This is a genomic window from Streptomyces sp. A0592 (genome assembly GCF_004795115.1).
Classification (GTDB): Bacteria; Actinomycetota; Actinomycetes; order Streptomycetales; family Streptomycetaceae; genus Streptomyces; species Streptomyces erythrochromogenes.
In genome coordinates this window covers 333,209-354,406 of record NZ_SSBM01000003.1, presented here as the reverse complement: position 1 = coordinate 354,406, position 21,198 = coordinate 333,209, and the positions used below count along the sequence as shown (strand labels likewise).

The window sequence follows — 21,198 nt, the reverse complement described above, 5'->3', positions numbered from 1 at the left end:
GGGGTGCCGCCCTCGGGCGTTCCCGGGCCCGCGGAGTCCTCAGAAGCCGGTCGTGTCGACAGTGAAGCCGAACGGCGCCGGGACGGGCAGCGGCTCACCGAAGGACACCGTCGTGCGGGCGCGGTAGCCGTGGGGCGACGGATCGTGGAAGCAGGTGATCTCCGCGTCCTGCATGTCGACCACCAGGTAGATCGGAACGAGGCGTCCGTAGACGTCGAGCTTCTCGTTCCAGTCGGCGTCCTTGGTGGAGACGGAGGTGAACTCTCCCACCAGGGAGAGCGCCGCTCCGTCCGCGTGCAGCCCGTCCTCCTCGAAGGCCGCCTCGTCCGCGACGTACAGATCGGGCCCGTAGCCGCGCTTCGCGTCCGGGAACCGGAAGAGGAAGGGGGAGGTATCCGCGAAGTGCCCCTCGGGCACGTGCGCCTGCAGCTGCTCGCGCAGCAGGCGCATGCGACGGGAGTAACGCAGCCTCGAAAACGGTGACACGACGATCTTCCCCCGGATGAGCTCGGCCTTGAAGCCGTCTGGCGTGTCCATCTCCGCGACCGTGCGCAGAAGGTCCTCGAAGTCCGGTGGCGCCGGCGACGTCTCTATGGGTGTGGCCCGCTCGATCATGATGGTCACCGTATTCCTCCGGATGGCGTGCAGCGCTGAGCCCGTGCCTCGTTTCAGGCTAGTGCCGCGGCCGGGGCCCTGCCCGGCCCTCGGCGCGGTCTCCCCGATCGGGCGGTGAAAACCGCTGGCCGGGGCGGGTGGGGGCGTGTGACCGTACGGCCATGGGGAACTCCGTCGCTTATCCCGTGCTGCGCACCGCCGATCCGGCCGAGGCCTATGCCAAGGCGCGACATCTGTGCGAGCTGCTGGCCGAGAGGTACGCGCAGGTGTACGTGGGCGCCGTGGCGCTGACGGTCGCGGACCTGCGGCGGCTGGCGGGGCTGCTGCCGGATGCGATCCACGACTACGTGGAGGGGCGCAGCGATCCGGCGACGGGCGAGACCCTCTACTTCACTCTGGACGTGGCGACGGCCGCCGACACCGAGCTGGCTGCAGAGCTCCCGCTCCATTGCGCCGTGGAGGAGCTGCCGGTCGGGGTCAGCGACGAGGGCTTCGTCCGGGCCGTGGGCGCCGGGCCGGCCTCGGTGCGGTGGGAGGGCCACTGGCCCGACGAGCCCGAGTTCGGCTCGTACCCCTCACCCGCCTACGACGGTGTGCAGCTCGTCCTCAACAGCGACGAGAGCCAATGGTGCCGGCAGGTCACCGGGGTCCACACGCTCTACGTCCACGTGACCAAGCACGGCGACCCCGGCCGGGCCGAGCGGCTCGCCGCCGCGATCGGCGGGGCCGTGCTGGGCGAGCCGGAGCAGGGCTGAGGGCGGGATGGGGAGTTCGCGGGCGTACCCCGTCTACCGGACCGACGACCTCGCCGAGGCGTACCGGCGGGCCCGGCTGCTGTGCGGGCGGATGCGGCCGCTGGAGCCGGAGATGTGGCTGTGCGCGCGGACCGAGAGCGTCGCCGAGGCACGGGGGATGGCGGCGCTGCTGCCGGCGGGGATGTTCGATCCGTCGGACTACTGGGCGGCGGCGGACACCTGGTACCTGGGTGCCGAACTGCCGCGCGACGACCGCGAACTTGCGGCGGCGCTGCCGCTGACCGTCGACGCGTACGCGGCTCCCGGGCCGGTGGAGCAGGCGTTCCTGCGGGCGCTGCGCGGCGGGGCGGCCACGATGCTGTGGCGGGGGGCCTGGCCGGACGTGCCCGGGATACCGTCCTCGTCGGCCGACCCGACGAACCAGCGGGTGGAGCTGGACCTCAACGAGGCGCATCCCGACGGGCGGCACACCGTGTACGTGCACTTCGTGACCGCCGACGACGCGGGCGCCGCCCATCTCGCGGCCTTCGTCGGCGGGACCGTGCTCGGTCCTGTGCAGGTGGGGCGGTGAGCGAAGCCCGGCCGTCCGGGTCCGCATAGGCTGGACGCATGGCTGACCTCTTCGTCAAGATCTGCGGGCTCAGGACCGCGCCGGACGTCGATGCCGCGGTGGCGGCCGGGGCCGATGCCGTCGGCTTCGTGTTCGCGCCCGGCAGCCCCCGTACGGTCGACGCCGCCACCGCGCGCGAGCTGGCGGCCCGGGTGCCGGACAGGGTGCTGACCGTCGGGGTGTTCCGCGGGCAGTCCGTCGAGGAGGTGCGCCGCTTCGCGGAGGAGAGCGGCGTACGGGGCGTACAGCTGCACGGCGAGGAGGGCCCCGAGGACTTCGCGGCGCTGCGCGCCGCGGGCCGCACCCTGCTGCGGGCCACGGCCCGGCGCGTGGAGCGCTGCGGTGAGTACGGCGAGGACCTGCTGCTGCTCGACGCCCCCGACCCGGGCTCCGGCAGGCCGTGGAACTGGGGCTCGGCGGACTTCACCGCGCCCGACGGCCGGTGGCTGCTGGCCGGCGGGCTGAAGCCGGGCAACGTGCGCGAGGCGCTCGCCGCCACCGGTGCGTGGGGCGTGGACGTGTCCAGCGGCGTCGAGCGGGAACGCGGCGTGAAGTCGCCGGAGCTGATCCGCGCCTTCGTCGAGGCGGCTCGCGGCTAGCCAACACCCCTGGTGTTGCCGCCACGATCCCCGTCGGCGGCGCATGGGACGCTGCGGGCGGGGCATCCGGGCGGTGAGGACGGATCGCCGTTCAGCAGCAGGAGGTGGAAGCCGTGCGCCGTACGAAGGTGCTGAACTCCTTTCCCGCCGGTGACCCTTACGGCAGTTGGCCCGCCGAGGAGTACGCGGCCAGGTGCCGGGAGCGGGGCCAGCGGGCGACCGTGGTGATGGACCTCGACCGGGACGCCTTCCTCGTCGTGGCTCTCGACGCGGACGCTCCGCAGCGGGCGGCGTGAGCGCAGGCTCGACGCCCTGCGTCAGGAGGCCGCGCGCCAGACCGTCATGTCGGCCCTGATCCAGCTGGGGTCCTTCGACAGGCCCGGGGCCGACTTGATGCCGATGACGAACAGCGCGATGTCACCGGACGGGTGCTTCATGCACACCTCGCTGCCGGCCGCCATGACGTGCAGAGTCAGCTTGTTCTGTCGGGCGTTGGCGAGCTGTTCGCGGCACGTTTCGAGATTTCCGGTGCCCGCCTTCTCGGGCATGGAGAACACGACCGCGTCGCTCTTCATCGTGCAGCCGCTGGCCAGCCCGCACTCCATGCGGATGTCCCCCGTGCGGTCGCCGTCGTCGTGCTGGACGGGCTCCTTGATGCTGATCGAGTTCTCCTCGTTCAGCTTCAGGCCCGGGTAGGGGACGGGCTTGGGCGGCTGGGACGCGCTCGGCGTCGGGGTGGGCGTGGGGGTGGGCACGGCCGACGGTGTCAGAGCGGCCGATCGGGCCGCGGTCGCCTCGCGTTCGGCGTCCCGGTCCGTCATGTCCAAGAGCTTCCAGCCCAGGCCCCCGAGCGTCAGCGCGCCCGTCGCCGCCGCCACGGTGACGATCCGGGAGGCCCGTCGCCGCCGCACCCGGGCCGTCGCCGCTGCCGACACGGCCGCCCCGGCCGGAGTCGCCGACGACGCCGCGACTCCGGCCGGGGCGGTGGTGAGGTGTCCCGCTTCCTGCGCCGCGGCTCCCGCGGGGGCGGCCGTCACGGGTCCCGCGCCGCCCGAGGTGCCGCTCCCCGGTGCCGTGCCCGCCGCGGCGGGCCGTGCGAGCGGCTCCGGTATCTCCTGCTCCAGGCCGGCCACCTCCCGCCAGACGGCCGGTCCGCCGCCCGCGGTGGCCTCCTCGCCCAGGTACGCGCGGCACCACGCCAGGACCTCCGCCGGGGTGGCCCGCTCCTCCGGTTGGGTGGCCAGGCACAGCGCGAACAGCGGGCGCAGCGGCTCCGGCAGCAGGGTCAGGTCGGGCTTGGAGTGCACGATCCGGAACAGCACGGTCATGGACGGCCCGTCCCCGTACAGCGGCTTGCCCAGCGCCGCGAACGCCGCGGTCTGCCCCAGCGCGAAGACGTCGGTGGCCGGCGTGGTCTCGCCCGCCAGCCCCTGCTCGGGGGCCATGTACTGGGGCGTGCCGATGGTGTTGCCCGTGGCGGTGGCCGTCAGGCCGGAGGCTTGCGAGATGCCGAAGTCGATGACCCGGGGCCCGTCGGCGGCCAGCAGCACGTTCGACGGCTTCAGGTCCCGGTGCACGATGCCCGCGCCGTGGACGGCGACGAGGGCCTCGGCCACGCCCGCCATCAGCCACACCACCGCGGCGTCGGGCAGCGGCCCGCGCCGGGCGACGGCCTCCGACAGCGAGGGGCCGGGCACGTAGACGGTGGCCAGCCACGGCGGCGTCGCCTCCGCGTCGGCATCGATCAGCTCGGCCGTGTACGCGCCCCGGACCCGCCGCGCGGCCTCCACCTCCCGGCGGAAGCGCCGCCGGAAGGTCGGGTCCTCCGCCAGCTCGGGATGCACCACCTTGATCGCGACGGGGCGGCCGCCCTGGGTGTGCGACAGGTACACCCGGCCCATGCCTCCCGAGCCCAGCCGGGCGGCGAGGCGGTAGCCGCCCACGGTCTGCGGATCGTCGGCCCGCAGCGGCTGGAACACATCGGTCGCGCTGTTCATCGGTCTCCCCCCGGTCCCCCGTGACCAACCGGTGAGTTGATCCACGCAACCCTAAGCGCCGGGTCGGGGGCGGACCGTGCCGGGGAGGCGCTCCGGTCAGCCGGCTGTGCCGAAGGAGGACACGCCGCCGTCCTCCTGTACGGACTCCACACCGGGGATGACGTGCAGGGCCGCGACCTGGCCGGGGCTCAGCCGGGCGGAGAAGCCGTGCAGGGCGGTGCGGTAGACGTAGTCCGGGGAGGCCCCGACCATCCGGGCCACCGTCGCCGGGTCGACGTCCTTGTGCACGGTGACGATGTACGGGGCTTCGTCGCCGACGGCCGCACGGGCCACGGGCGAGGCCACGGCGGCGGTGGCCGTGGCCACGGGCAGGGCGGTGACGGCGGCCAGCGCGGCGGCGGCCGCGACCACGGGCAGGGCTCGGCCCGCTCGGCTCAGGAGGATGCGCATGGGGGGAGGCCATCACGCGCCGCGGTGCGGGTCAACGACGTCCGGGGGTGTGGCGGGCGCACGGGCGGCGCACCGGCTGTGCGCCCCCCTGGGGTGGCGGCGGACCGTACGGGTGATCTTTCCCGGGCCGGCACCGGCCGGGCGGCTCCGGGCGACGGGCCCGGCGGCAGAAGCGGCTAACCCTTTCTGCAGCGTGTCGACGCGCCGTGTTGTCGGCGCCGCGGGCGGCTGGGCCGGGCGGGGGCCGCGGTTCAAGCCCCGCCGAGCCGCCGCCCGATGCAAGGAGGGGCCGCTCCCGCGGAGGTGTTCGACGCCGCGGGCGCGGCTCCCCCATGCCGTCTTTTCCGCCCCTCCACCCCCTCCACCCCGCAAGGGAGCTCCCTTTCATGCGCCTGCTCGCCCGCCTCGCCACCGCCGCCCTGCTCACCGTCACCCCGGTGGCGGCCGGTACGGCCTCCGCCGCCGGACCGGAGCCGACCCCGGCGCCGCTGATCACCTCCACGAACGCCATCGCCGGCAGCTACATCGTCACCCTCGCCAAGTCCGTCGATCCCGTGGAGGTCGCGGACTCCGTCGGGGTGAAGGCGAAGTTCACCTACGAGACGGCGCTCAACGGCTTCGCCGCCGCCCTCACCGAGAAGCAGCTGAAGGCCGTCCGGCACACCCGCGGCGTGCTGTCCGTGGCGCAGGACGGGCAGGTGACCGGCCCGCCGGCGCCGCCGGCCGGGGTCGCCACCAAGGCACCCGCGAACTCCTGGGGCCTGGACCGCATCGACCAGCGCTTCCTGCCGCTCGACAACGAGTTCAGCCTCAACACCAACGGGCAGGGCGTGACCGCGTTCATCCTCGACAGCGGGATCGACTACCGCCACCCCGAGTTCGGCGGCCGGGCGCTCTTCGGCTTCGACGCGATCGGGGACGGCCGCAACGGCCAGGACTGCAACGGCCACGGCACGCACGTCGCGGGCACGGTCGGCGGCGCGAACGTCGGCGTGGCGCACAAGGTGACCCTCGTCAGCGTCCGCGTCCTCGGCTGCGACAACCGGGGTTCCTGGTCGGGGATCATCGCCGGCCTGGACTGGGTTGCCGCGAACGCCCGCCAGCCCGCCGTCCTGAACGCCTCGCTCGGCGGGGACCGCTTGGAGCCGGTCAACAACGCCACCGCCGCCCTGTTCGACCGGGGCGTCCTGCCGATCGTCGCGGCCGGCAACGACAACCGGGACGCCCGCCTGGTCTCGCCCGCCTCCACCCCCAACGCGGTGACCGTCGGCGCGACCAACCGCTTCGACCAGGAGACCGACTTCTCCAACTGGGGTGAGCTCCTCGACCTCTACGCCCCCGGCCAGGACATCCTCTCCGCCCGCCTCGGCGGCGGCACGGTGTCCCTGAACGGCACCTCCATGGCCGCCCCGCACGTCACCGGCGTCGCCGCCCTCTACAAGGCCGCGCACCCCACCGCCCGTCCGGTCGAGGTGGCGAACTTCCTGAAGAACGAGGCCACCGAGGACGTCATCCAGAACCTCAGCGACAACGGCCCCGACAAGCTGCTGTTCACCAACGGCCTCTGACCGGGCCCCGGTGACCGGTCTTCCTTCCGGGCGCGCCGACTAGGCTGCGCCCGAGGGGGATCATGAACAACAGCACACTCCAGGGCGCGCGGTGGCTGCCGCGCGCCCTGTTCGTCTCCGGCACCGCCGTCGCCGCCGTGACCGTCCTGTACCTGTTCCTGCTGAGCCAGTTGGTCTCCGTGGACTGGACCCGCGGCCGGGGATGGCTGCTCCTGCTCACCCCGGCCCTGGGGGTCCTCGCGTACGCACTGCTGGCGCGCGGGCGCGCCGGTTCCCGGGGCGCGGCGGTCCGCTGGCTGGCGGCGGCCGTCGCGCTGGCCGCGCTGTGGCCGGCCTGGCAGGGGTACGCGTGGATGCGCGGCCCGCAGGCGTACGTGTGGACGTGGTGGCAGGCGGAGAACCCGGAGCCCGCCCGGCCGATCGGCGCCTGGCAGCTCCCCGGGGCGGGACTCGTACGGGCCCGCACCGACGGGCTGCACATCTACAACGGTGAGGGCCGCTCGGCCGGAGGGCGGGCCGCTCCCGGGGGCACTGCCTTCTGCGCTCTGAGCCGGACCACCGCGCACGACGTCGGGCTCGTCGCGGCCGCACGGGCCCCGGGCGGCTGCGGCACGCGGGTCTCGGCCGTGGACCTGAAGCAGGACGAGGAGCTGTGGGCGAAGGACCTCCCGGCCGCCCCGCCCGCCGCCGGGGACGCACCGGCCGTCGCGGTCGTGGACGCCACGGCCGTCGTCGTGGCGGACGGCGCCCTCCTCGGCCTGGACCTGCGGAGCGGCGAAGAACGCTGGCGGATGCCCGTCCCGGCCGACTGCCGGGCCCGCGCGCTCGACGGCGCCGCCGACCGGGTCCTGTACGTGGAGGACTGCCCGGGCGCCGGTACGGGCACCGGCACCGCGCGGCTGACGTCACTGGACGCGCGGACCGGTACCCCGGCCTGGCAGACCCCGCTGCGGATCCCTGCGGGTGAGCTGCGGCTGCTGTCGGCGCACCCGATCGCGCTGCGCGCGGGGGACGCGGTGCGGCTGTTCGACGACGCGGGGCGCGAGCGCGGCGCGGTCCCGGTGGCGGGCCCGGAGGAGGACCTCCTCGCCGAACCGGGCCCGCTGGTCAGCGGTGACCTGCTGGTCCTCCCGGTGAAGGGCAGGGTCCCGGGGATCTCCGCGTACTCCTTGCTGGACGGCCGCCGCGCATGGCACGCCGGGCTCGACGGGGCCACGGTCCTCGGCCTGGCGCGGGGCCGCGCCCCGGGCGGGGTCGACGTGGTGACGTCGACCGCCGCGCGGACGCACCTGTGGCACCTGGCCGGCACCACGGGCAGGCCGAAGGCCGAGCCCACGATCCTGCGGGACGTCCCGCTGGGCCGCCGGTTCGAGATCTACCCGACGGGCACCGAGGGCTACACGTTCGTGAACCTGGACCCGGCGGGTGAACTGCCGTCGTACGTGGCCCTGAAGCGGGTCACAGGCTGGTGAGGAACGCCTTCCAGGCGGGCCCGCGGAACGTGAGGTGGGGCCCGTCCGGCACCTTTGAGTCCCGGACGGGAACCGTGACGCTGGCGCTGGCCCCGCTGTGGGTCGGCGCCGGCCAAGTGGCCATCTCCAGGCAGTCGCCGCCACTTCCGCCGCTGTAGCTCGACTTGTGCCATACGGCCGCCGACAGGTCGTACTCAGGCGTGCTGATCATGTTCGTAATCCTCCGCCACCGACTCGATCATGGCCAGTGACTTGCGTGGTGACAGCGCGCTGGCCGTGAGCAGATCGTAGGCCAGGGTGTGGTGCGTGACAGTGGCCGGATCGTCGAACAACTGGCCCATCCCGATGCCTTGAACGTAGGCGAGCGCAGGCGCGTCCTCGAAGGACATCAGCTTCAGCGAGCCCTCCATGGCGGCGTGTGGTCCCGCGCTGAACGGAAGCACCTGCACGATGATCCGGTGCGACCGGATCAGGGTCGCAACGTGCCGCAGGGCCTCGGCCACTACCGCTTTGTTCTCTCCGCCCCGCCGAAGAACCGCCTCGTCGAGGACGCACCACAACAGAGGCGTGGTTGGATCACGCAGGAGTGCGGCCCGCGCGAGCCGGTTTTCGACGAGCTCGTCGATGACGGACTCGGGAGCGGTCGGCTGGTAGGCGCGGAACACCTCCCGCGCGTACGCCTCCGTTTGGAGCAGCCCGGGGATCAGCTGGGGCGCGTACTCGCGGATGGCCTTCGCCAGAGCCTCCGCTTCGGCTGCGGCGGCGAAGTGGTCGGGGTACTTGGACTTGGCCGCCGCGCCGCAGTTGCGGGCGAAGAAGCCGTTCGTGTCGAGGATGTCGTCGATCTGGCGGGCGAATTCGATGTGCATCCGGCGCGTGCCCGCTTCGAGTTGGCCGATGAACGAGCCGCTCACGAAAAGCGGTTCGCCCAACTCGGCCTGGCTCATGCCCGCCCGCTCGCGCGCCACGCGCAGTTCGGCGCCGAGTAGGGCGCGGGGTGAGGAGGAAGGGTCGAGGTTCTTACCTGCCACGGCAACTCCAAGGCCAACAGGTGGGGTTGTTCTCGGTGCTTCCTTGAAAGGCTAGCCAGGTGATCACCACTCTGTGTGCAGAACCTGACCACTCAGAGTAGAAAGGTGACATGTCATGGTGCTCACCCCCACGGAACGGATCCGGGCGGCCGAGGAGGCCGTGCGGGAACTGAAGGAGGCCCTCGACGGGGTGGGCGTCGTCTTTCCCTCCCTGGGCGTGGAACGGGTCTCGGCGGCCGGAACGTACGGGCTGCCGCTGGTCGACCTGGGCCGCTGCAACCTGGACACCGCCCTCCGGCTGGCCGCCGTACTCCACGAGCGGGCCAACCCGTGAGCGCGTGCGACCGGCCCCGGGTGGAGGCGGCGCTGGCGGGCTTCTTCGAGGTGGCGCAGAGCTGGGAGTTCGAGCTGGCATGGAAGCTGTGCTGGCTGGAGAAGGGCTTCGCCGATGCCGGGTGGAAGGGCGGTCCGCCGACCCCTCCGCCGGGGCGGCAGCAGTTCAGCCCGGTCCACGACGGGGAGGACGATCCGCGCCACGACGCGGTACGGGACGAGTGCGGGCTGCTGATCTCCGGACCGGGCGCCGACGGCCCCGGCGACCGCGACGACTTGCGCGCCCCGGAGGTGATGCGGGTTGCGTGGCGCTGACCACCTGGGCCGCAGGTGGAGCCCTGTTCCTCAGTCCGCTACGAAGGGGGCGTATCCGACCGGGACTTCGCTCACTTCGAGTTCCGAGAAGAGCAGGGTCAGATCGTGCGCGTTGGTCTCGATGTGCACTTCGTGGAAGTCGATCCCGATGGCCTTCGACCAGCGGTGGGCAGCCTCCGACCCGCGACGGAGCTCGGCTCCGTACATCTCGTGGTACTTCGCGCCCCACACGTAGCCGCCGAGGTCGGGGTCGGCGGTCTCGCGGTCGAGGAGGCGGTCGTCCAGGGAGGCCCGCCAGGTATCCGTGGGCAGGAACGTCTCGCATCGGGCCTCGACGCAGTACCGGAAGAGATACCGCCGGTAGCTCGGACCCTGGGGTCCGTCCCACACGTAGATGACGAGCTCGTAGTCGCGCATGTAGGGCGTGTACCCGTGGTGCACGACCAGGTGCCCGATGGTCACGTTCAGCGTCTGCTGGAGTACTGAGGTGTCCATGCCGTCCTCTACGGGGTGGGGTCGGTGCGCAGGCGGGCGTGGAGGTGTTCGTCGTGCCAGCCGTCCGCGTGGAGGAGGGCGCCGCGCATGGTTCCTTCCAGGAGGAAGCCGGCCTTCGTCGCGATGGCGCAGGACGCCGGGTTGGCCACGGAGTGGGTGATGCGTACGCGGTGCAGGCCGAGGTCGTCGAAGGCCCAGCGGGCCAGGCGGTCGGTGGCCTTCACGGTGGCGCCGGTGCCGCGTCCGGCGGGGAGCAGCCAGTAGAGGATCTCGCCGCTGCCGCCCGCCAGGTCGATGTCGGCCAGGCCGATCAGGCCGACGGCCCGGCCGCCTTCGGGGGCGATCGCCCAGGTCCCGGCCTTCTCCGCCTGCCAGCGGTCGTGCCAGAGGGCGATGCGGGCCTCGGCCCCGGCCAGGTCCAGCCGGCTCGGGCGGTTCCAGTGCCGGATGTCCGGGTCCCCGTGGGCCGCGACGAGCGTGGGGGCGTCGTACGGGGTCCAGGGGCGCAGCAGCATCCCGCCGGGGAGGGCGAGTTCAGGCTGGGCGAGTGCGCGCATCCGGCCGGCCGGGACCACGGGAGGTATCGGATCGATCATGGTCCGATCATCCCTGCCGCCTCGCGGAAGCGCAGCAGGAGGTACTGGGCGTTGGGGGAGTCCGAGTCGAACAACTGGCGGCCCAGGCCTTGCGGAACCGCCGGTCCCCAGAGCCAGGCCTCGTCGCAGCCGTAGCAGAACGCGGCTTCGAAGAGGGGCGGTGCGGCCGGGTCGGCGCCGTACGCGCGGACGCCCCAGCCGGGGGCGAAGCCGCAGAGGTTCTGCTGAGCGGTGGGAAACTTCCCGATCAGGGCCAGAGTCCCGGACGCCTCGGCGCCCTCCCAGCGGGCCGTCACGTCGCCGGTCATCGGTTCGCCCCACCGTTCGGGGCCGACGCGAATGCGGACGACGTCGACGCGGGTGGTGGCGCCGACGGCCGTGGCGGGGAGTTTCATGCGGACAGTCTCCCTCGGGGCACGCCCGGCCTAGGTCAGGACCCGTTCCTTCGGGGGGCCGGACACCGTGTCCGGGGTGTCCGGGTCGGGGCCGGTGTTGAGGTCGGCCAGCATCTGGCTGGTGAAGCCGAAGAAGTAGGTGGCGGCGAAGCCCACGAGGTAGCCGGTCAGCAGGCCGCCCGCGTAGATCGCGACGGTGACGCCCGGGTTCGAGGTGCCGTCCAGCAGGGGGAAGAGGGCCCAGCCGGAGGGGCCGATGGCGGTGGAGCCGAAGGCGATGCCCAGCTGGTTGAAGAGGCCGACGAAGGCGCCGCCGGCCGCGCCGCCGACGCAGGCGGTGACGAAGGGGCGGCCGAGCGGCAGGGAGACGCCGTAGATCAGCGGTTCGCCGATGCCGAGGAAGCCCGCGGGGAGGGCCGACTTGATGGTGGCGCGCAGGGAGCCGTTGCGCGGGAGCCGGCAGTGGACGGCGAGGGCCGCGCCGACCTGGCCCGCGCCCGCCATGGCGAGGATCGGCAGCAGGACGGTGTGGCCGGACTGCTCGATGAGGGTGGTGTGGATGGGGATCAGGGCCTGGTGCAGGCCGAGCATCACCAGCGGGAGGAAGAGCCCGCCCAGGACCAGGCCCGCGAACGCCCCGCCGGTGGACAGCAGCCCGTCGGCGAAGGCGCCGATGGCGGCGGAGGCCTCACCGGCGAGGAACATCAGGCCGAAGAGGGTGACCAGGCCGGAGATCAGGACCGTGAGGGTGGGGGTGACCAGGACGTCCAGGGCCTCCGGGACCAGGCGTCGGCAGCGCTTCTCGACGTACACGGCGAGGAGTGCGGCGGCGAGAGCGCCCAGGACGCCGCCCTGGCCGGGCCTGAGCTCCGTACCGAAGGCGGTGATCTTCGCGACGCCGGGGAAGACGATGATCGCGGCGACCGCGCCGCCCAGGATCGGGGTGCCGCCGAATTCCTTGGCGGTGTTGTAGCCGACGAACACCGCGATCAGCGACATGAAGCCGGACGCGATGGCGGCGAGCGCGGGGACGACGCCGGGCAGCCAACCCAGGTTCAGGAGCAGGCCGTTCAGGCCCGCGATGATCCCGCAGCCGATGAGGGCCGGGATCAGCGGCACGAAGATGTTCGCGATCCGGCGCAGCATCAGCTTGAAGGGAGTCGCGTTGCGCGCCTTCCGGGCCTCCTTCAGGGCCGCGCCCTGGGCGGCCAGTTCGTCCGCGGTGACCGGGTGGGGGGAGGCGGGGGAGGGGGCGGGGGGTGCCGTCGAGCGGCCCTCTTCGACCAGCGCCTCGAACTCCGGGGTGACGCGGGCGACCGCGCCCGGCCCGAGCACGATCTGGTAGGTGTCGTCCTCCACCACGCCGAGGACCGCCGGGAGGGCCTTGAGGGCCTCGTCCTGGACGAGCGAGCGGTCGCGCAGCGCGATGCGCAGGCGGGTCATGCAGTGCGCGATCGAGGTGACGTTGTCCGGGCCGCCGACGAGGGGGAGGATCGCGGCGGCTGTGGCGCGGTTTTTATCGGTGGGCTCGGTGGGCTTGGTGGGCTTGGTGGGCTTGGTGGGCTTGGTGGGGTCGGAGGGGTCGGAGGGTTCCGTGGGCTGCGTGGGCATGTCGTGGTCGCCTTGCCGTAGGGGGTGGGGTCAGCGGGTCCGGGCGTGGGCGAGGGCCGCGCGGAGGTGGCCGCGGGAGGCGGCGAGGAGTTCGGCGGCGGCCGGGCCGTCGACCTCGCCGAGGACGACGAGGATGGCGTTCTTGACCTCGCCGCCGGTGGCGGTGAGCGCGGCCTCGATCTCCTCGTCGGGGGCGCCGGTGGCCAGGGCGACGATGCGGCGGGCGCGGGCGCGCAGCTTCTCGTTGGAGGAGCGCATGTCGACCATGAGGTTCCCGTAGGTCTTGCCCAGGCGGATCATGGTGATCGTCGAGATGAGGTTGAGGACGAGCTTCTGCGCGGTGCCGGCCTTGAGGCGGGTGGAGCCCGTGAGCAGTTCGGGGCCGACGACGACCTCGATGCCGTGGTCGGCCGCGGCGGCGAGCGCGGAGCCGGCGTTGCAGGACAGGCCCACGGTGAGCGCGCCGCGGGCGCGGGCGGACTCGACGGCGCCGATCGCGTAGGGGGTGCGGCCGGAGGCGGAGATGCCGATGACGGTGTCGTCCGGGCCGATGCGCAGCGCGGCCAGGTCCTCGGCGGCCAGCTCCTTGGAGTCCTCGGCGCCCTCGACGGCCTTGACCATCGCGGAGGGGCCGCCCGCGATCAGGCCGACGACGTCGGTCGGGTCGGTGTTGAAGGTGGGCGGGCACTCGCTGGCGTCCAGGACGCCCATCCGGCCGGCCGTGCCGGCTCCGGCGTAGACGAGGCGGCCGCCGCGGGCCATGCGCTCCGCGATCGCGTCGATGGCGGCGGCGATCTGCGGCAGCCGGGCGGCGACGGCGGCCGGGACGGTGGCGTCCTCGGCGTTCATGGTGCGGGCGATGTCGAGGGTGGACAGCCGGTCGATCTCGGCGAGTTCGGGGCGGAAGGCCTCGGTGGTCAGCGTCTCCAGCTGGGCGCGGAGTTCGGCGTACGCGGTCATGGCGGGGGCCTCCGGCGGTTCGGCGTTGGGTGGGGCTTCTGTTGTCGTGGCGCCCCGCGTCGGCAGGGTCCCGCGCGGGCGGTGCCTCCGGTCGCGGGGCTGGCCGTTGTGCGGGACCGGCCCGGGGCTCGCGGGCGGGGAGCGGGGGTGTCGCGAGGTGGAGGCCGGCGGCTCCGGGGCCTGCGTCCCGCCGTGTGGTGGTGGCGCCCGTCCGGTGCGGGGCGGCCCTCCGACTGGTGAGGTACGGCGCCGGGCGCCGCAGGGTCGGCCCGGTGGGGCCGAGGTGGCGGTGCGGGGCACGGCCCGGCGTACGCCCCCGCGGCCCACCGGGGCAGTGCGGTGCGGTGCCCGGCCTGGACCGGGTACCGGCGGATCCTGCCGTTCGCGGCACGTGCTCGGGTCCGCGGCGGGGTGGCGCCCGCTCGGGCGTCCTGCGGTGCGGCGTCCGGTGCCGTGGGGTCTTCCGGGGCATGCAGGGCCACCGGCTGGTGCTGCAGGGTGGTGAGCCGGCCCGGGCGGGTGGGACTGCACGGACCGGGAGGGACCCCCGGGGTGGCGGGCGGCGCGGCCTCCGGTGCCACGGGGGCGGCCCGGGCAGGCAGGGCCGCCCGGAAGCGTCCCGGGGCGCAGGAGATCCTGCGGCCCGTGCGGCCCGTGCGGCGAGGTGCGGTGGCGCGCCGCGGGCGGGCGGGGCTCGACGTACCCGGGCCTGGCCGGTGTGCGCGACGCGCTCCGCACGGCTCGGCCCGGGTCGGCGCGGTCGCCGCGGGGGCGGGGGGCCCGGACTGCGACACGTAGGGCCGGGTTCGTGGTGGTGACGGCTTCGGGGTGGGCGCGCGGGCCGCGGACGGGGACCGGCGGCCCGGTCACGCCCCCGCCCGTGCGGCCGAGGTCTTCGCGGCCGGCGGCCGGGCGGCGTACTGCCGGGCCCCCGGCGGACGTGTCCCGGGCAGCACCTTCGCCGGGGCGCCGGCCATGTCGGGCGGAGGTCTCTCTCGGCTCCCTCGTCACGTTCGAAAGCTATTTTCAGGCGGGGTGGCGGTCAATCCGCCATTGGGCCCACGACCGGCCGGCCTTCTTCACCGGCACCCGGCAGGTCCACAATGTCCCCATGGACCAAACGACCCCCCTGGAACAGGCGCTGCACGTCGCCCGCGCACTCGTGCTCGCCGATCTCGCCGCAGGTGAGGTCGCCGACGCCGATGTCGTCTCCCTCGTCGAGGACTCGGTCACGCACCGCCGGTGGTGGGTGGAGCAGTGGCCGGAGGGGGTCGACTACCTGCCGGGGCTCGTCGCCCAGGACGTACAGGACTCGCTGCTGGAGAAGTACGGGCGCTGGCCGTTGTGCCCGGTCTGCACGCACGGTGATCCGCACGCCCTGGACGTGGAGCCGGAGCTGGGACCCGACCCGCACTGGGTGTGTTCGGAGGCGGGCGTGAGAGTGGCCGCGGTCGGCGGCCTGGGTCCCGTCCTCCGCCTCGGGTGAGCCGCCGGTGACCGTCTACATCGACCCGCCGACCTGGCCGGGCCACGGCCGCATGTGGTCCCACCTGGTCAGCGACGTCTCGTACGAGGAGCTGCACGCCTTCGCCGCGGGCATCGGCTGTCCGCCGCGGGCCTTCGAGCGGGACCACTACGACGTGCCCTCGTACCGCTACGCCGACGCGGTCCGCGCGGGCGCGGTCGAGATCGGCAGCAAGGAACTGGTCCGCCGCCTCACGGCGGCCGGCCTGCGTCGCCCGAAGGGCCGCCCGGCCGATATCCCCTAGTGCGATGAACCTTGCCGGTCACAGCACTAGGGACCCACCGTGATGCGCCGGGTCGGGGCGGCGACCGCGGTGCAGGCCAGCAGGCCGCTGGTGCGCAGGACGAAGCCGCCTGCGGGGGTGGACAGCCGGGCCGTGCTGGGGGAGCCGTGCCGGAGCAGTACCTGCCAGGGGCGGGTCTGCTCGTTGGTCTCGACGGAGACCCGCAGCCCGGGTGCGTCGGTGGTGCAGTCCTTGAAGCCGGGCGGGCTGATGCGGACGCTCGCCGGTCCGGTGGGACTGGGACGGTCCGGGACGGTGTTGCGGCCTTCGGCACCCGGGAGGGTGGAAGAGGACGTGCAGGTGACCACGATGGGGCCGGCCTCGAACACCACGGGCCCCTCGGCCACGGCGGAGAAGCGGTGTCCGGCCGGGGACAGCGTGGTGCCGCCGGCCGCCGGCCGTCGCCGCGGTCGGGGTGGCGTGCGCCCCGACCGGCATGAGAGCGGCGGCCGCGAGGGCGAGGCAGGCGGCGGAGGGCAGCACAGTGCGCGATAAGCGGAGCCTGTTGTCGATCATGCGGCGAGTCTAGGAATCCGCAGGTCACGGGGGGCAGGGCCGAAGGGCCGACGGGTCGGCCCGAACGGCCCGACTGCTCAGCTGCTCGGGGCCGGCGTCGGGGCCGGCGTGGAGGGCTTGGACGGCTGCGGGACCGGGTTGGGCTGGGCTGCCGTCGGGAGCGACCAGACGTGCTCCGGGGTCACGATCTCGGTGACCGCGTTGGCGATGAGGCTGCTCAGGCTGCCGAACTTCCCGTCGACGTCGGAGTTCACGACGATCACCATGGTGGCCCGGTCCTGCGGGAGCCGGACGGCGATGGTCTCGTAGCCGGGCAGCTCGCCGTTGTGGCCGATCCAGCCGGCGATGTCGGCGATGCCGAGCCCGTAGCCCACCCCGGGGTGCCCGGTGGGCAGCATGCGCAGCCGCTGCGCCTGGGTGGCGGGCTCCAGCATCCGGTCGCCGTCCGGCAGCCGTCCGCTGACCAGGGTCGGGACCCAGGAGTGCAGGTCGTCGATGGTGGAGATCATCGCGCCGGCCGCCCAGCCCCAGGAGGGGTTCCACCGGGAGGCGTCGACGGTCGCGCCGTCCGGGGTGAAGTTGGTGTAGCCGTGCACGTACGGGCTGGTGATCTCCGCGCCGGTGGGCAGCGAGGTCGATTCCAGGTCGGCCGGTTCGAAGACCTCCTGCTCCAGGTAAGTGTGCAGGGGCCGGCCGCTGATCTTCTCGACGAGCGTGCCGAGCAGGACGGTGTTGGTGTTGGAGTACTCCCAGCGCGCGCCCGGCGGGAACTCGGCGGGGTGCCGGAAGGCGATGTCCAGCAGCTGCTGCGGGGTCCAGGAGCGGTACGGGTCGGCCTTGAGGGCGGCCAGCCAGCGAGTGTCCTCGGTGTAGTTGTAGAGGCCGCTGCGCATCTCGGCGAGCTGCCGGACGGTGATCTTCTCGCCGCCGGGCACCCCGTCGAGGTAGGTCGAGATCGGCGCGTCGAGCCGTACCTTGCCGTCGTCGACGAGCTGGAGGACGCCGGTGATGGCGAAGGTCTTGGTGACGCTGCCGATGCGGGTGTGCATGTCGGTCTTGATGGGGACGCCGGTGGTCTTGTCGGAGGTGCCGAAGGCGCGCACGTAGGCGTCGTCGCCGTCGATCCACAGGCCGACTCCCACACCGGGGATGCCGGCCTCGCGCATGGCCGTGGTGATCGCGTCGTCGAGCTTCTCGGCGATCACGTCGTCGATGCCGACCCGTCCCGGCGGTGCGGCGGCCGGGGCCTGGCCCGCGCACAGTGCGGTCAGCAGCAGCGAGGCGGCGGCCAGGACGGTGGGCGTGCGGTACCGGCCCATGGAGGATCCCCTCTGGAGGCACGTCCCCGAGCGGTGTGCGGTCCCCGAGCCGACCTTCCCATCGTAGGAACCGGGGTCCGCAGCGGCGACCGGGACCGGAGCCCGTGCGGTGGGACGCCGGTGGCGGGGACGGTCCCGGTACTCAAGACACGGGCAGAAAGAACCCCCCACCAAGCCCCACCGGCCCCGCCGGACCCTGCCGGTCCTGCCCATGGCGCAAGCTCACTCGCTTGAGTGAAAAAGACCAACTTGACTGGCTTCGGGGCGGGTTGCCTGATCTACGCTCAGCGCGACAGAGCACACCACTGCTGACATGCGTCGGCCCCCGCCGGGACTGCGAATCCCGGTGCGGGGGCCTGACCACCGAGGAAGAGAACAGCTTCCTGATGGATACCCAGAACAGTAGCGTGCGTCCGCACGCCCAGCCCCGTAACGGCGAGGAAAACCACCCTTCCCGGGGCACCCGAGCGAAAGCCCGTTCCGGCGGCGTCATCCACGACAACTCCCGCCACGCCAGCCGCTTCACGGTGATCGGCAACCACCTGGCCCAGCACGCCGAGCTGTCGCTGCTGGCCATCGGCCTGGCGGTGCACATCCAGTCCCTGCCGGGCGGCGCGCTCATCGACATCAGGACCCTGGCGGCCCGGTTCCCCGAGGGGAAGACGCGGATCGCCGCAGCCCTTCGCGAACTGGAGGCGCACGGCTATCTGCGCCGCACCTGCGAGCGCACCAGCAGCGGCCGCGTCGTGACCCGCACGGTCTCCTGCAACCAGCCGGGCCGCCGGTCCGGTGCCGCAGCGGACGGGCCGCAACCGGAGCCGAAGCCGCGGGCCCGGCGCCCCGTGCGCCGGGAGGGCGAGCCGCCGCGCCGCGCCCTCCCCGCCGTGCCGCAGCCCGCATACCCGGCCCCCGACCTGCTGGGGACCGCCGTCGAGGTCCTCGCAGGCCTGCGCCGCGGGGATCCCCGCCTGCTGCTCTCCGCCACGGAGGCCGGGCACCTCGCCCCCGGAGTCGCGGCCTGGCTGGAGCGCGACCTGCCGCCGAGCGCCGTGCACCACGCGCTGACGGCCGGCCTGCCGTCGGAGCCCCTGCACCGTCCGGCCGCCCTCCTGGCCCACCGCCTCGCCGCCCAGCTCCCGCCGGTGCCGCGGTTCAGCGCCCCGGCGGCAGCGCCGGACGCCGTCAGGCATCCGCTCCGAACCTGCGAGACCTGCGACCGCGCCTTCCGCGCCCCCACCCCCGGCCGCTGCCGCGGCTGCCGACCCGACCCCCCGGGACCCCACCCCGCAGGCTGACCACGGCCGCATCATCCCGCTCCGCCCGGCCCCGCCTTTTCGCGCCCTTCTGGACGGGACACCTGCACGCATCACGAACATGCGTACGAAGAATTCCGCAGAACGGCTGTTACGTGACCGCCTGGTCCGAGCGGGTGAGGCGACCGAGGAGTGCGCCCGGTGGTGCGCCGGAGCATGTTGACCCTGATGTCCGGTTTGCGGGGCGGGTGGGTGTAGCGGTCAGTGAATGTCAGGGGCACGTTCGGGCGGAATGCGTGCATCCGGAAGTCGACTGTGACGGATATGTCCGTGTCCGGTAACCGGCGTCGGCGGGGGCTGCGCCGGGGCTCGTGTCGGGTCGAGAGTGTGGCCCTCGGCTCAACCGGGCCGACACCGCAAAGGCCTTCACCACCGTGTTTCGGCTGGTGGGGGACTGTTCTTGAGGGGCGCCACCTATGTCTTCCGCTTCTTCCTCCGTACGCCGTATCGCGGCCACCGTCCTGGCCGCCGGGGCGATCGTCTCGGCCGCCGCACTGCCGGCCGCCGCCCATGACGGCGACCGCCACCACCAGCAGCGGCCGCGGGTGGAGATCAGCCGGGTCCAGGCCGACAGCCCCGGACGCGAGGACCGCTCCAACCGCTCCCTCAACGCCGAGTGGGTGGAGATCCGCAACACCACCCGCAACCCGATCAACCTCCGCGGCTGGACCCTGCGCGACAACGACGGCAACCGCTACCGCTTCGACAACGTCCGCATCGGCGGCCGCGACACCATCCGGATCCACACCGGAAACGGCCGCGACACCCGCACCGACCTCTTCCAGGACCGCCGCGACTACGTCTGGGACAACCGCTCCGACACCGCCACCCTCCGCGACGACCGCGGCCGCACCGTCGACACGGAAACCTGGGGCCGCCGCCGCTAACCCCCACCCCCACCCCCAGCCGGCCCACACGGCCACCGGCCACTGACCGGCACGCACACACGGGCCGTCGCCCCACAGGGCGACGGCCCGCTCCGCTGCGTGCTACGGGCCCAACCTGCCCGTCCGGAAGGGCGGCCCCGCCGGGCTCCGCAGCGGTGCAGCCGACGGGCCGCCGCACGACGGTGCGGTTCCGTCAGGCGTGGGCCGGGGTTTCGGCGGGGAGGGGGGCTCCGCCGCCGGTGATCACGTGGGTCGGGCGCGGCGGGGTGCGGCGGTCCAGGCGCAGGGCGAGGACGGTGAGGGCGATCGCGGTGACCGTCATGGCGGCGCCCGCCCAGGCGGTCGCGGAGAAGCCCAGGCCGGCGTCGATGACGGTGCCGCCCAGCCAGGGGCCGCCGGTGTTGCCCAGGTTGAAGGCGGCCGTGGTGGTGGCCCCGGCCAGGGTCGGGGCGGCGCCGGCCACATTGAACATGCGGGCGTTGAGCGCCGGAGCGGTGAAGAAGGCCGAGACGCCGAGCAGGAAGGACAGGGCGATCGCGGCGACCGCGGCCGATGCCAGCAGGGCGAGCACGGTCAGGAAGAGCGTGGAGGCGGTGATGCCCCAGATCATCACGCCGAACAGGTGCGCGTCGGCGACACGGCCACCGATGGTGGTGCCGACCAGCGCGCCGACGCCGAAGAGGCCGAGGATCCACGGGACCCACTTCGAGTCCAGCCCGGCCACGTCCGTGAGCAGCGGCGACAGGTAGCTGAAGGCGCAGAAGACGCCGCCCGCGGCCAGCGCGGTGATGCCGATCGCGAGCCACACCTGGCGGTCGCCGTAGATGCGCAGCTCGCGGCGGAGCGTCGGCCGCTCGGTGGGCAGCGGGATCCTGGGAATCAGCGCCAGGATGCCGACGAGGGCGACCGCGGAAGCCGCGCCGACCGACCAGAAGGCGGAGCGCCAGCCCAGGTGCTCGCCGAGGAACGCGCCGGCCGGGACGCCGAGGACGTTCGCGATGGACAGGCCGCCGATCATCACGGCCATCGCGCGGGCCCGCTGGTCCTTGTCGACCATGGCGATGGCGACGGCCGCGCCGACGGCCCAGAAGCCGGCGCAGGCCAGGGCCGCGACCACGCGGGAGGCGAAGAGGAGCTCGTAGGAGGGGGCCAGCGCGCCTGCGACCTGCCCGAGGCCGAAGATGCCGATCAGGGCGACGAGGGTGGTGCGGCGGGGCAGGCGCAGGGTGGCCACGGCCAGCAGGGGTGCGCCGACGACCATGCCGATCGCGAAGGCGGATATGAGCAGGCCCGCCTGCGGGATGCTGACGCCCATGTCGTCGGCGATCGGCGGCAGCAGCCCGGAGAGCATGAACTCGCTGGTGCCGAGTGCGAAGACGGACAGACCGAGCACGTAGACGGCCACGGGCATGCGGGGGCGGGGGCGTACGGCATCTGCGGGCATGACTGTCACCAACCGGTGTGAACGCCGTCGAATTCCCCCCGGCGTGTCACGGCCGTGTGAACCGGGCTCGGACGCACCCGGCAGTCTCCTGATCGGTGAGCTGCTCGGG

General features: G+C 73.6%; 25 protein-coding genes. 12 read left to right on the top strand and 13 right to left on the bottom strand.

The window, feature by feature from the left end; genetic code table 11:
* Nucleotides 1-39: 39 nt before the first annotated feature.
* Entirely contained in the window at nt 40-615 is a 576-nt protein-coding gene (locus E6U81_RS07005; RefSeq protein WP_136229326.1) for a Uma2 family endonuclease, read from the bottom strand.
* A gap of 161 nt (nt 616-776) precedes the next feature.
* Here E6U81_RS07005 and E6U81_RS07000 point away from each other — a divergent pair, with 161 nt between their 5' ends.
* The 4 genes from E6U81_RS07000 to E6U81_RS06985 all read left to right on the top strand — a co-directional run bounded on the left by E6U81_RS07000 (nt 777) and on the right by E6U81_RS06985 (nt 2,875).
* Nucleotides 777-1,370, top strand: coding sequence for a hypothetical protein (locus E6U81_RS07000; RefSeq protein WP_136229197.1), 594 nt, complete (start codon nt 777-779; stop codon nt 1,368-1,370).
* Nucleotides 1,371-1,377: 7 nt separating this feature from the next.
* Nucleotides 1,378-1,941 (top strand): hypothetical protein, encoded by a 564-nt coding sequence (locus tag E6U81_RS06995; RefSeq protein WP_136229196.1) that lies wholly within the window; start codon nt 1,378-1,380, stop codon nt 1,939-1,941.
* A gap of 38 nt (nt 1,942-1,979) precedes the next feature.
* Nucleotides 1,980-2,579, top strand: a complete 600-nt coding sequence (locus tag E6U81_RS06990; protein ID WP_136229195.1) for a phosphoribosylanthranilate isomerase — start codon at nt 1,980-1,982, stop codon at nt 2,577-2,579.
* 113 nt (nt 2,580-2,692) lie between these two features.
* Nucleotides 2,693-2,875 (top strand): hypothetical protein, encoded by a 183-nt coding sequence (locus tag E6U81_RS06985; protein WP_051893959.1) that lies wholly within the window; start codon nt 2,693-2,695, stop codon nt 2,873-2,875.
* A 21-nt stretch (nt 2,876-2,896) separates the two neighbouring features.
* Here E6U81_RS06985 and E6U81_RS06980 read toward each other — a convergent pair whose 3' ends face one another.
* Together E6U81_RS06980 and E6U81_RS06975 are read right to left on the bottom strand one after the other, a co-directional pair.
* The gene (locus E6U81_RS06980) at nt 2,897-4,576 is read right to left on the bottom strand and encodes a serine/threonine-protein kinase (protein ID WP_136229194.1); all 1,680 of its coding nucleotides are present in this window, start codon (nt 4,574-4,576) and stop codon (nt 2,897-2,899) included.
* A gap of 96 nt (nt 4,577-4,672) precedes the next feature.
* Nucleotides 4,673-5,026, bottom strand: coding sequence for a protease inhibitor I9 family protein (locus E6U81_RS06975; protein WP_136229193.1), 354 nt, complete (start codon nt 5,024-5,026; stop codon nt 4,673-4,675).
* Nucleotides 5,027-5,412: 386 nt separating this feature from the next.
* Between E6U81_RS06975 and E6U81_RS06970 the strand changes: the two genes are divergently transcribed.
* The gene (locus E6U81_RS06970; RefSeq protein ID WP_136229192.1) at nt 5,413-6,594 is read left to right on the top strand and encodes a S8 family peptidase; all 1,182 of its coding nucleotides are present in this window, start codon (nt 5,413-5,415) and stop codon (nt 6,592-6,594) included.
* A 62-nt stretch (nt 6,595-6,656) separates the two neighbouring features.
* On the top strand, nt 6,657-8,066 hold the full coding sequence (locus tag E6U81_RS06965; RefSeq protein ID WP_136229191.1) for a PQQ-binding-like beta-propeller repeat protein: 1,410 nt from the start codon (nt 6,657-6,659) through the stop codon (nt 8,064-8,066).
* Here E6U81_RS06965 and E6U81_RS06960 read toward each other — a convergent pair.
* Both E6U81_RS06960 and E6U81_RS06955 read right to left on the bottom strand, forming a co-directional pair.
* The gene (locus tag E6U81_RS06960; RefSeq protein ID WP_136229190.1) at nt 8,053-8,277 is read right to left on the bottom strand and encodes a DUF397 domain-containing protein; all 225 of its coding nucleotides are present in this window, start codon (nt 8,275-8,277) and stop codon (nt 8,053-8,055) included. The two genes, E6U81_RS06965 and E6U81_RS06960, sit on opposite strands and share 14 nt — an antisense overlap.
* Entirely contained in the window at nt 8,261-9,097 is an 837-nt protein-coding gene (locus E6U81_RS06955) for a helix-turn-helix transcriptional regulator (protein ID WP_136229189.1), read from the bottom strand. The genes E6U81_RS06960 and E6U81_RS06955 overlap by 17 nt, the downstream gene beginning before the upstream one ends.
* Nucleotides 9,098-9,212: 115 nt before the next feature.
* Here E6U81_RS06955 and E6U81_RS06950 point away from each other — a divergent pair, with 115 nt between their 5' ends.
* Both E6U81_RS06950 and E6U81_RS06945 read left to right on the top strand, forming a co-directional pair.
* On the top strand, nt 9,213-9,431 hold the full coding sequence (locus tag E6U81_RS06950; protein WP_136229188.1) for a hypothetical protein: 219 nt from the start codon (nt 9,213-9,215) through the stop codon (nt 9,429-9,431).
* Complete coding sequence (locus E6U81_RS06945) at nt 9,428-9,745, top strand: hypothetical protein (protein ID WP_136229187.1); 318 nt, start codon at nt 9,428-9,430, stop codon at nt 9,743-9,745. The genes E6U81_RS06950 and E6U81_RS06945 overlap by 4 nt, the downstream gene beginning before the upstream one ends.
* Before the next feature lie 30 nt (nt 9,746-9,775).
* Here the strand turns inward: E6U81_RS06945 and E6U81_RS06940 are convergent, their stop codons facing one another.
* The 5 genes from E6U81_RS06940 to murQ are packed head-to-tail and all read right to left on the bottom strand — an operon-like array spanning nt 9,776 to nt 13,802.
* Nucleotides 9,776-10,240 (bottom strand): hypothetical protein, encoded by a 465-nt coding sequence (locus E6U81_RS06940; RefSeq protein ID WP_136229186.1) that lies wholly within the window; start codon nt 10,238-10,240, stop codon nt 9,776-9,778.
* An 8-nt stretch (nt 10,241-10,248) separates the two neighbouring features.
* Nucleotides 10,249-10,836: a GNAT family N-acetyltransferase gene (locus E6U81_RS06935; protein ID WP_136229185.1), complete on the bottom strand. Its 588-nt coding sequence runs from the start codon at nt 10,834-10,836 to the stop codon at nt 10,249-10,251.
* Complete coding sequence (locus E6U81_RS06930; RefSeq protein WP_136229184.1) at nt 10,833-11,231, bottom strand: hypothetical protein; 399 nt, start codon at nt 11,229-11,231, stop codon at nt 10,833-10,835. Before E6U81_RS06930 ends, E6U81_RS06935 begins: the two co-directional genes overlap by 4 nt.
* Nucleotides 11,232-11,261: 30 nt before the next feature.
* A complete protein-coding gene (locus E6U81_RS06925) occupies nt 11,262-12,842 on the bottom strand; it encodes a PTS transporter subunit EIIC (protein ID WP_136229183.1) in 1,581 nt (526 codons plus the stop codon).
* Between the two features lie 30 nt (nt 12,843-12,872).
* Nucleotides 12,873-13,802, bottom strand: a complete 930-nt coding sequence (gene murQ / locus E6U81_RS06920) for an N-acetylmuramic acid 6-phosphate etherase (RefSeq protein ID WP_136229182.1) — start codon at nt 13,800-13,802, stop codon at nt 12,873-12,875.
* A 1,111-nt stretch (nt 13,803-14,913) separates the two neighbouring features.
* Between murQ and E6U81_RS06915 the strand changes: the two genes are divergently transcribed.
* Both E6U81_RS06915 and E6U81_RS06910 read left to right on the top strand, forming a co-directional pair.
* The gene (locus E6U81_RS06915; protein ID WP_136229181.1) at nt 14,914-15,288 is read left to right on the top strand and encodes a hypothetical protein; all 375 of its coding nucleotides are present in this window, start codon (nt 14,914-14,916) and stop codon (nt 15,286-15,288) included.
* A gap of 7 nt (nt 15,289-15,295) precedes the next feature.
* Complete coding sequence (locus E6U81_RS06910) at nt 15,296-15,571, top strand: DUF4031 domain-containing protein (protein WP_136229180.1); 276 nt, start codon at nt 15,296-15,298, stop codon at nt 15,569-15,571.
* 26 nt (nt 15,572-15,597) lie between these two features.
* Here E6U81_RS06910 and E6U81_RS06905 read toward each other — a convergent pair whose 3' ends face one another.
* Nucleotides 15,598-15,957 (bottom strand): hypothetical protein, encoded by a 360-nt coding sequence (locus E6U81_RS06905; protein WP_136229179.1) that lies wholly within the window; start codon nt 15,955-15,957, stop codon nt 15,598-15,600.
* Between the two features lie 246 nt (nt 15,958-16,203).
* On the bottom strand, nt 16,204-17,445 hold the full coding sequence (locus tag E6U81_RS06900; RefSeq protein WP_136229178.1) for a serine hydrolase domain-containing protein: 1,242 nt from the start codon (nt 17,443-17,445) through the stop codon (nt 16,204-16,206).
* A gap of 386 nt (nt 17,446-17,831) precedes the next feature.
* On the opposite strand from E6U81_RS06900, the gene E6U81_RS06895 reads away from it, so the two are divergent.
* Together E6U81_RS06895 and E6U81_RS06890 are read left to right on the top strand one after the other, a co-directional pair.
* Entirely contained in the window at nt 17,832-18,740 is a 909-nt protein-coding gene (locus E6U81_RS06895) for a helix-turn-helix domain-containing protein (RefSeq protein WP_206309862.1), read from the top strand.
* Between the two features lie 434 nt (nt 18,741-19,174).
* On the top strand, nt 19,175-19,645 hold the full coding sequence (locus tag E6U81_RS06890; protein ID WP_136229177.1) for a lamin tail domain-containing protein: 471 nt from the start codon (nt 19,175-19,177) through the stop codon (nt 19,643-19,645).
* Nucleotides 19,646-19,838: 193 nt separating this feature from the next.
* Here the strand turns inward: E6U81_RS06890 and E6U81_RS06885 are convergent, their stop codons facing one another.
* A complete protein-coding gene (locus E6U81_RS06885; RefSeq protein WP_168714579.1) occupies nt 19,839-21,056 on the bottom strand; it encodes a Cmx/CmrA family chloramphenicol efflux MFS transporter in 1,218 nt (405 codons plus the stop codon).
* Nucleotides 21,057-21,198: the final 142 nt, after the last annotated feature.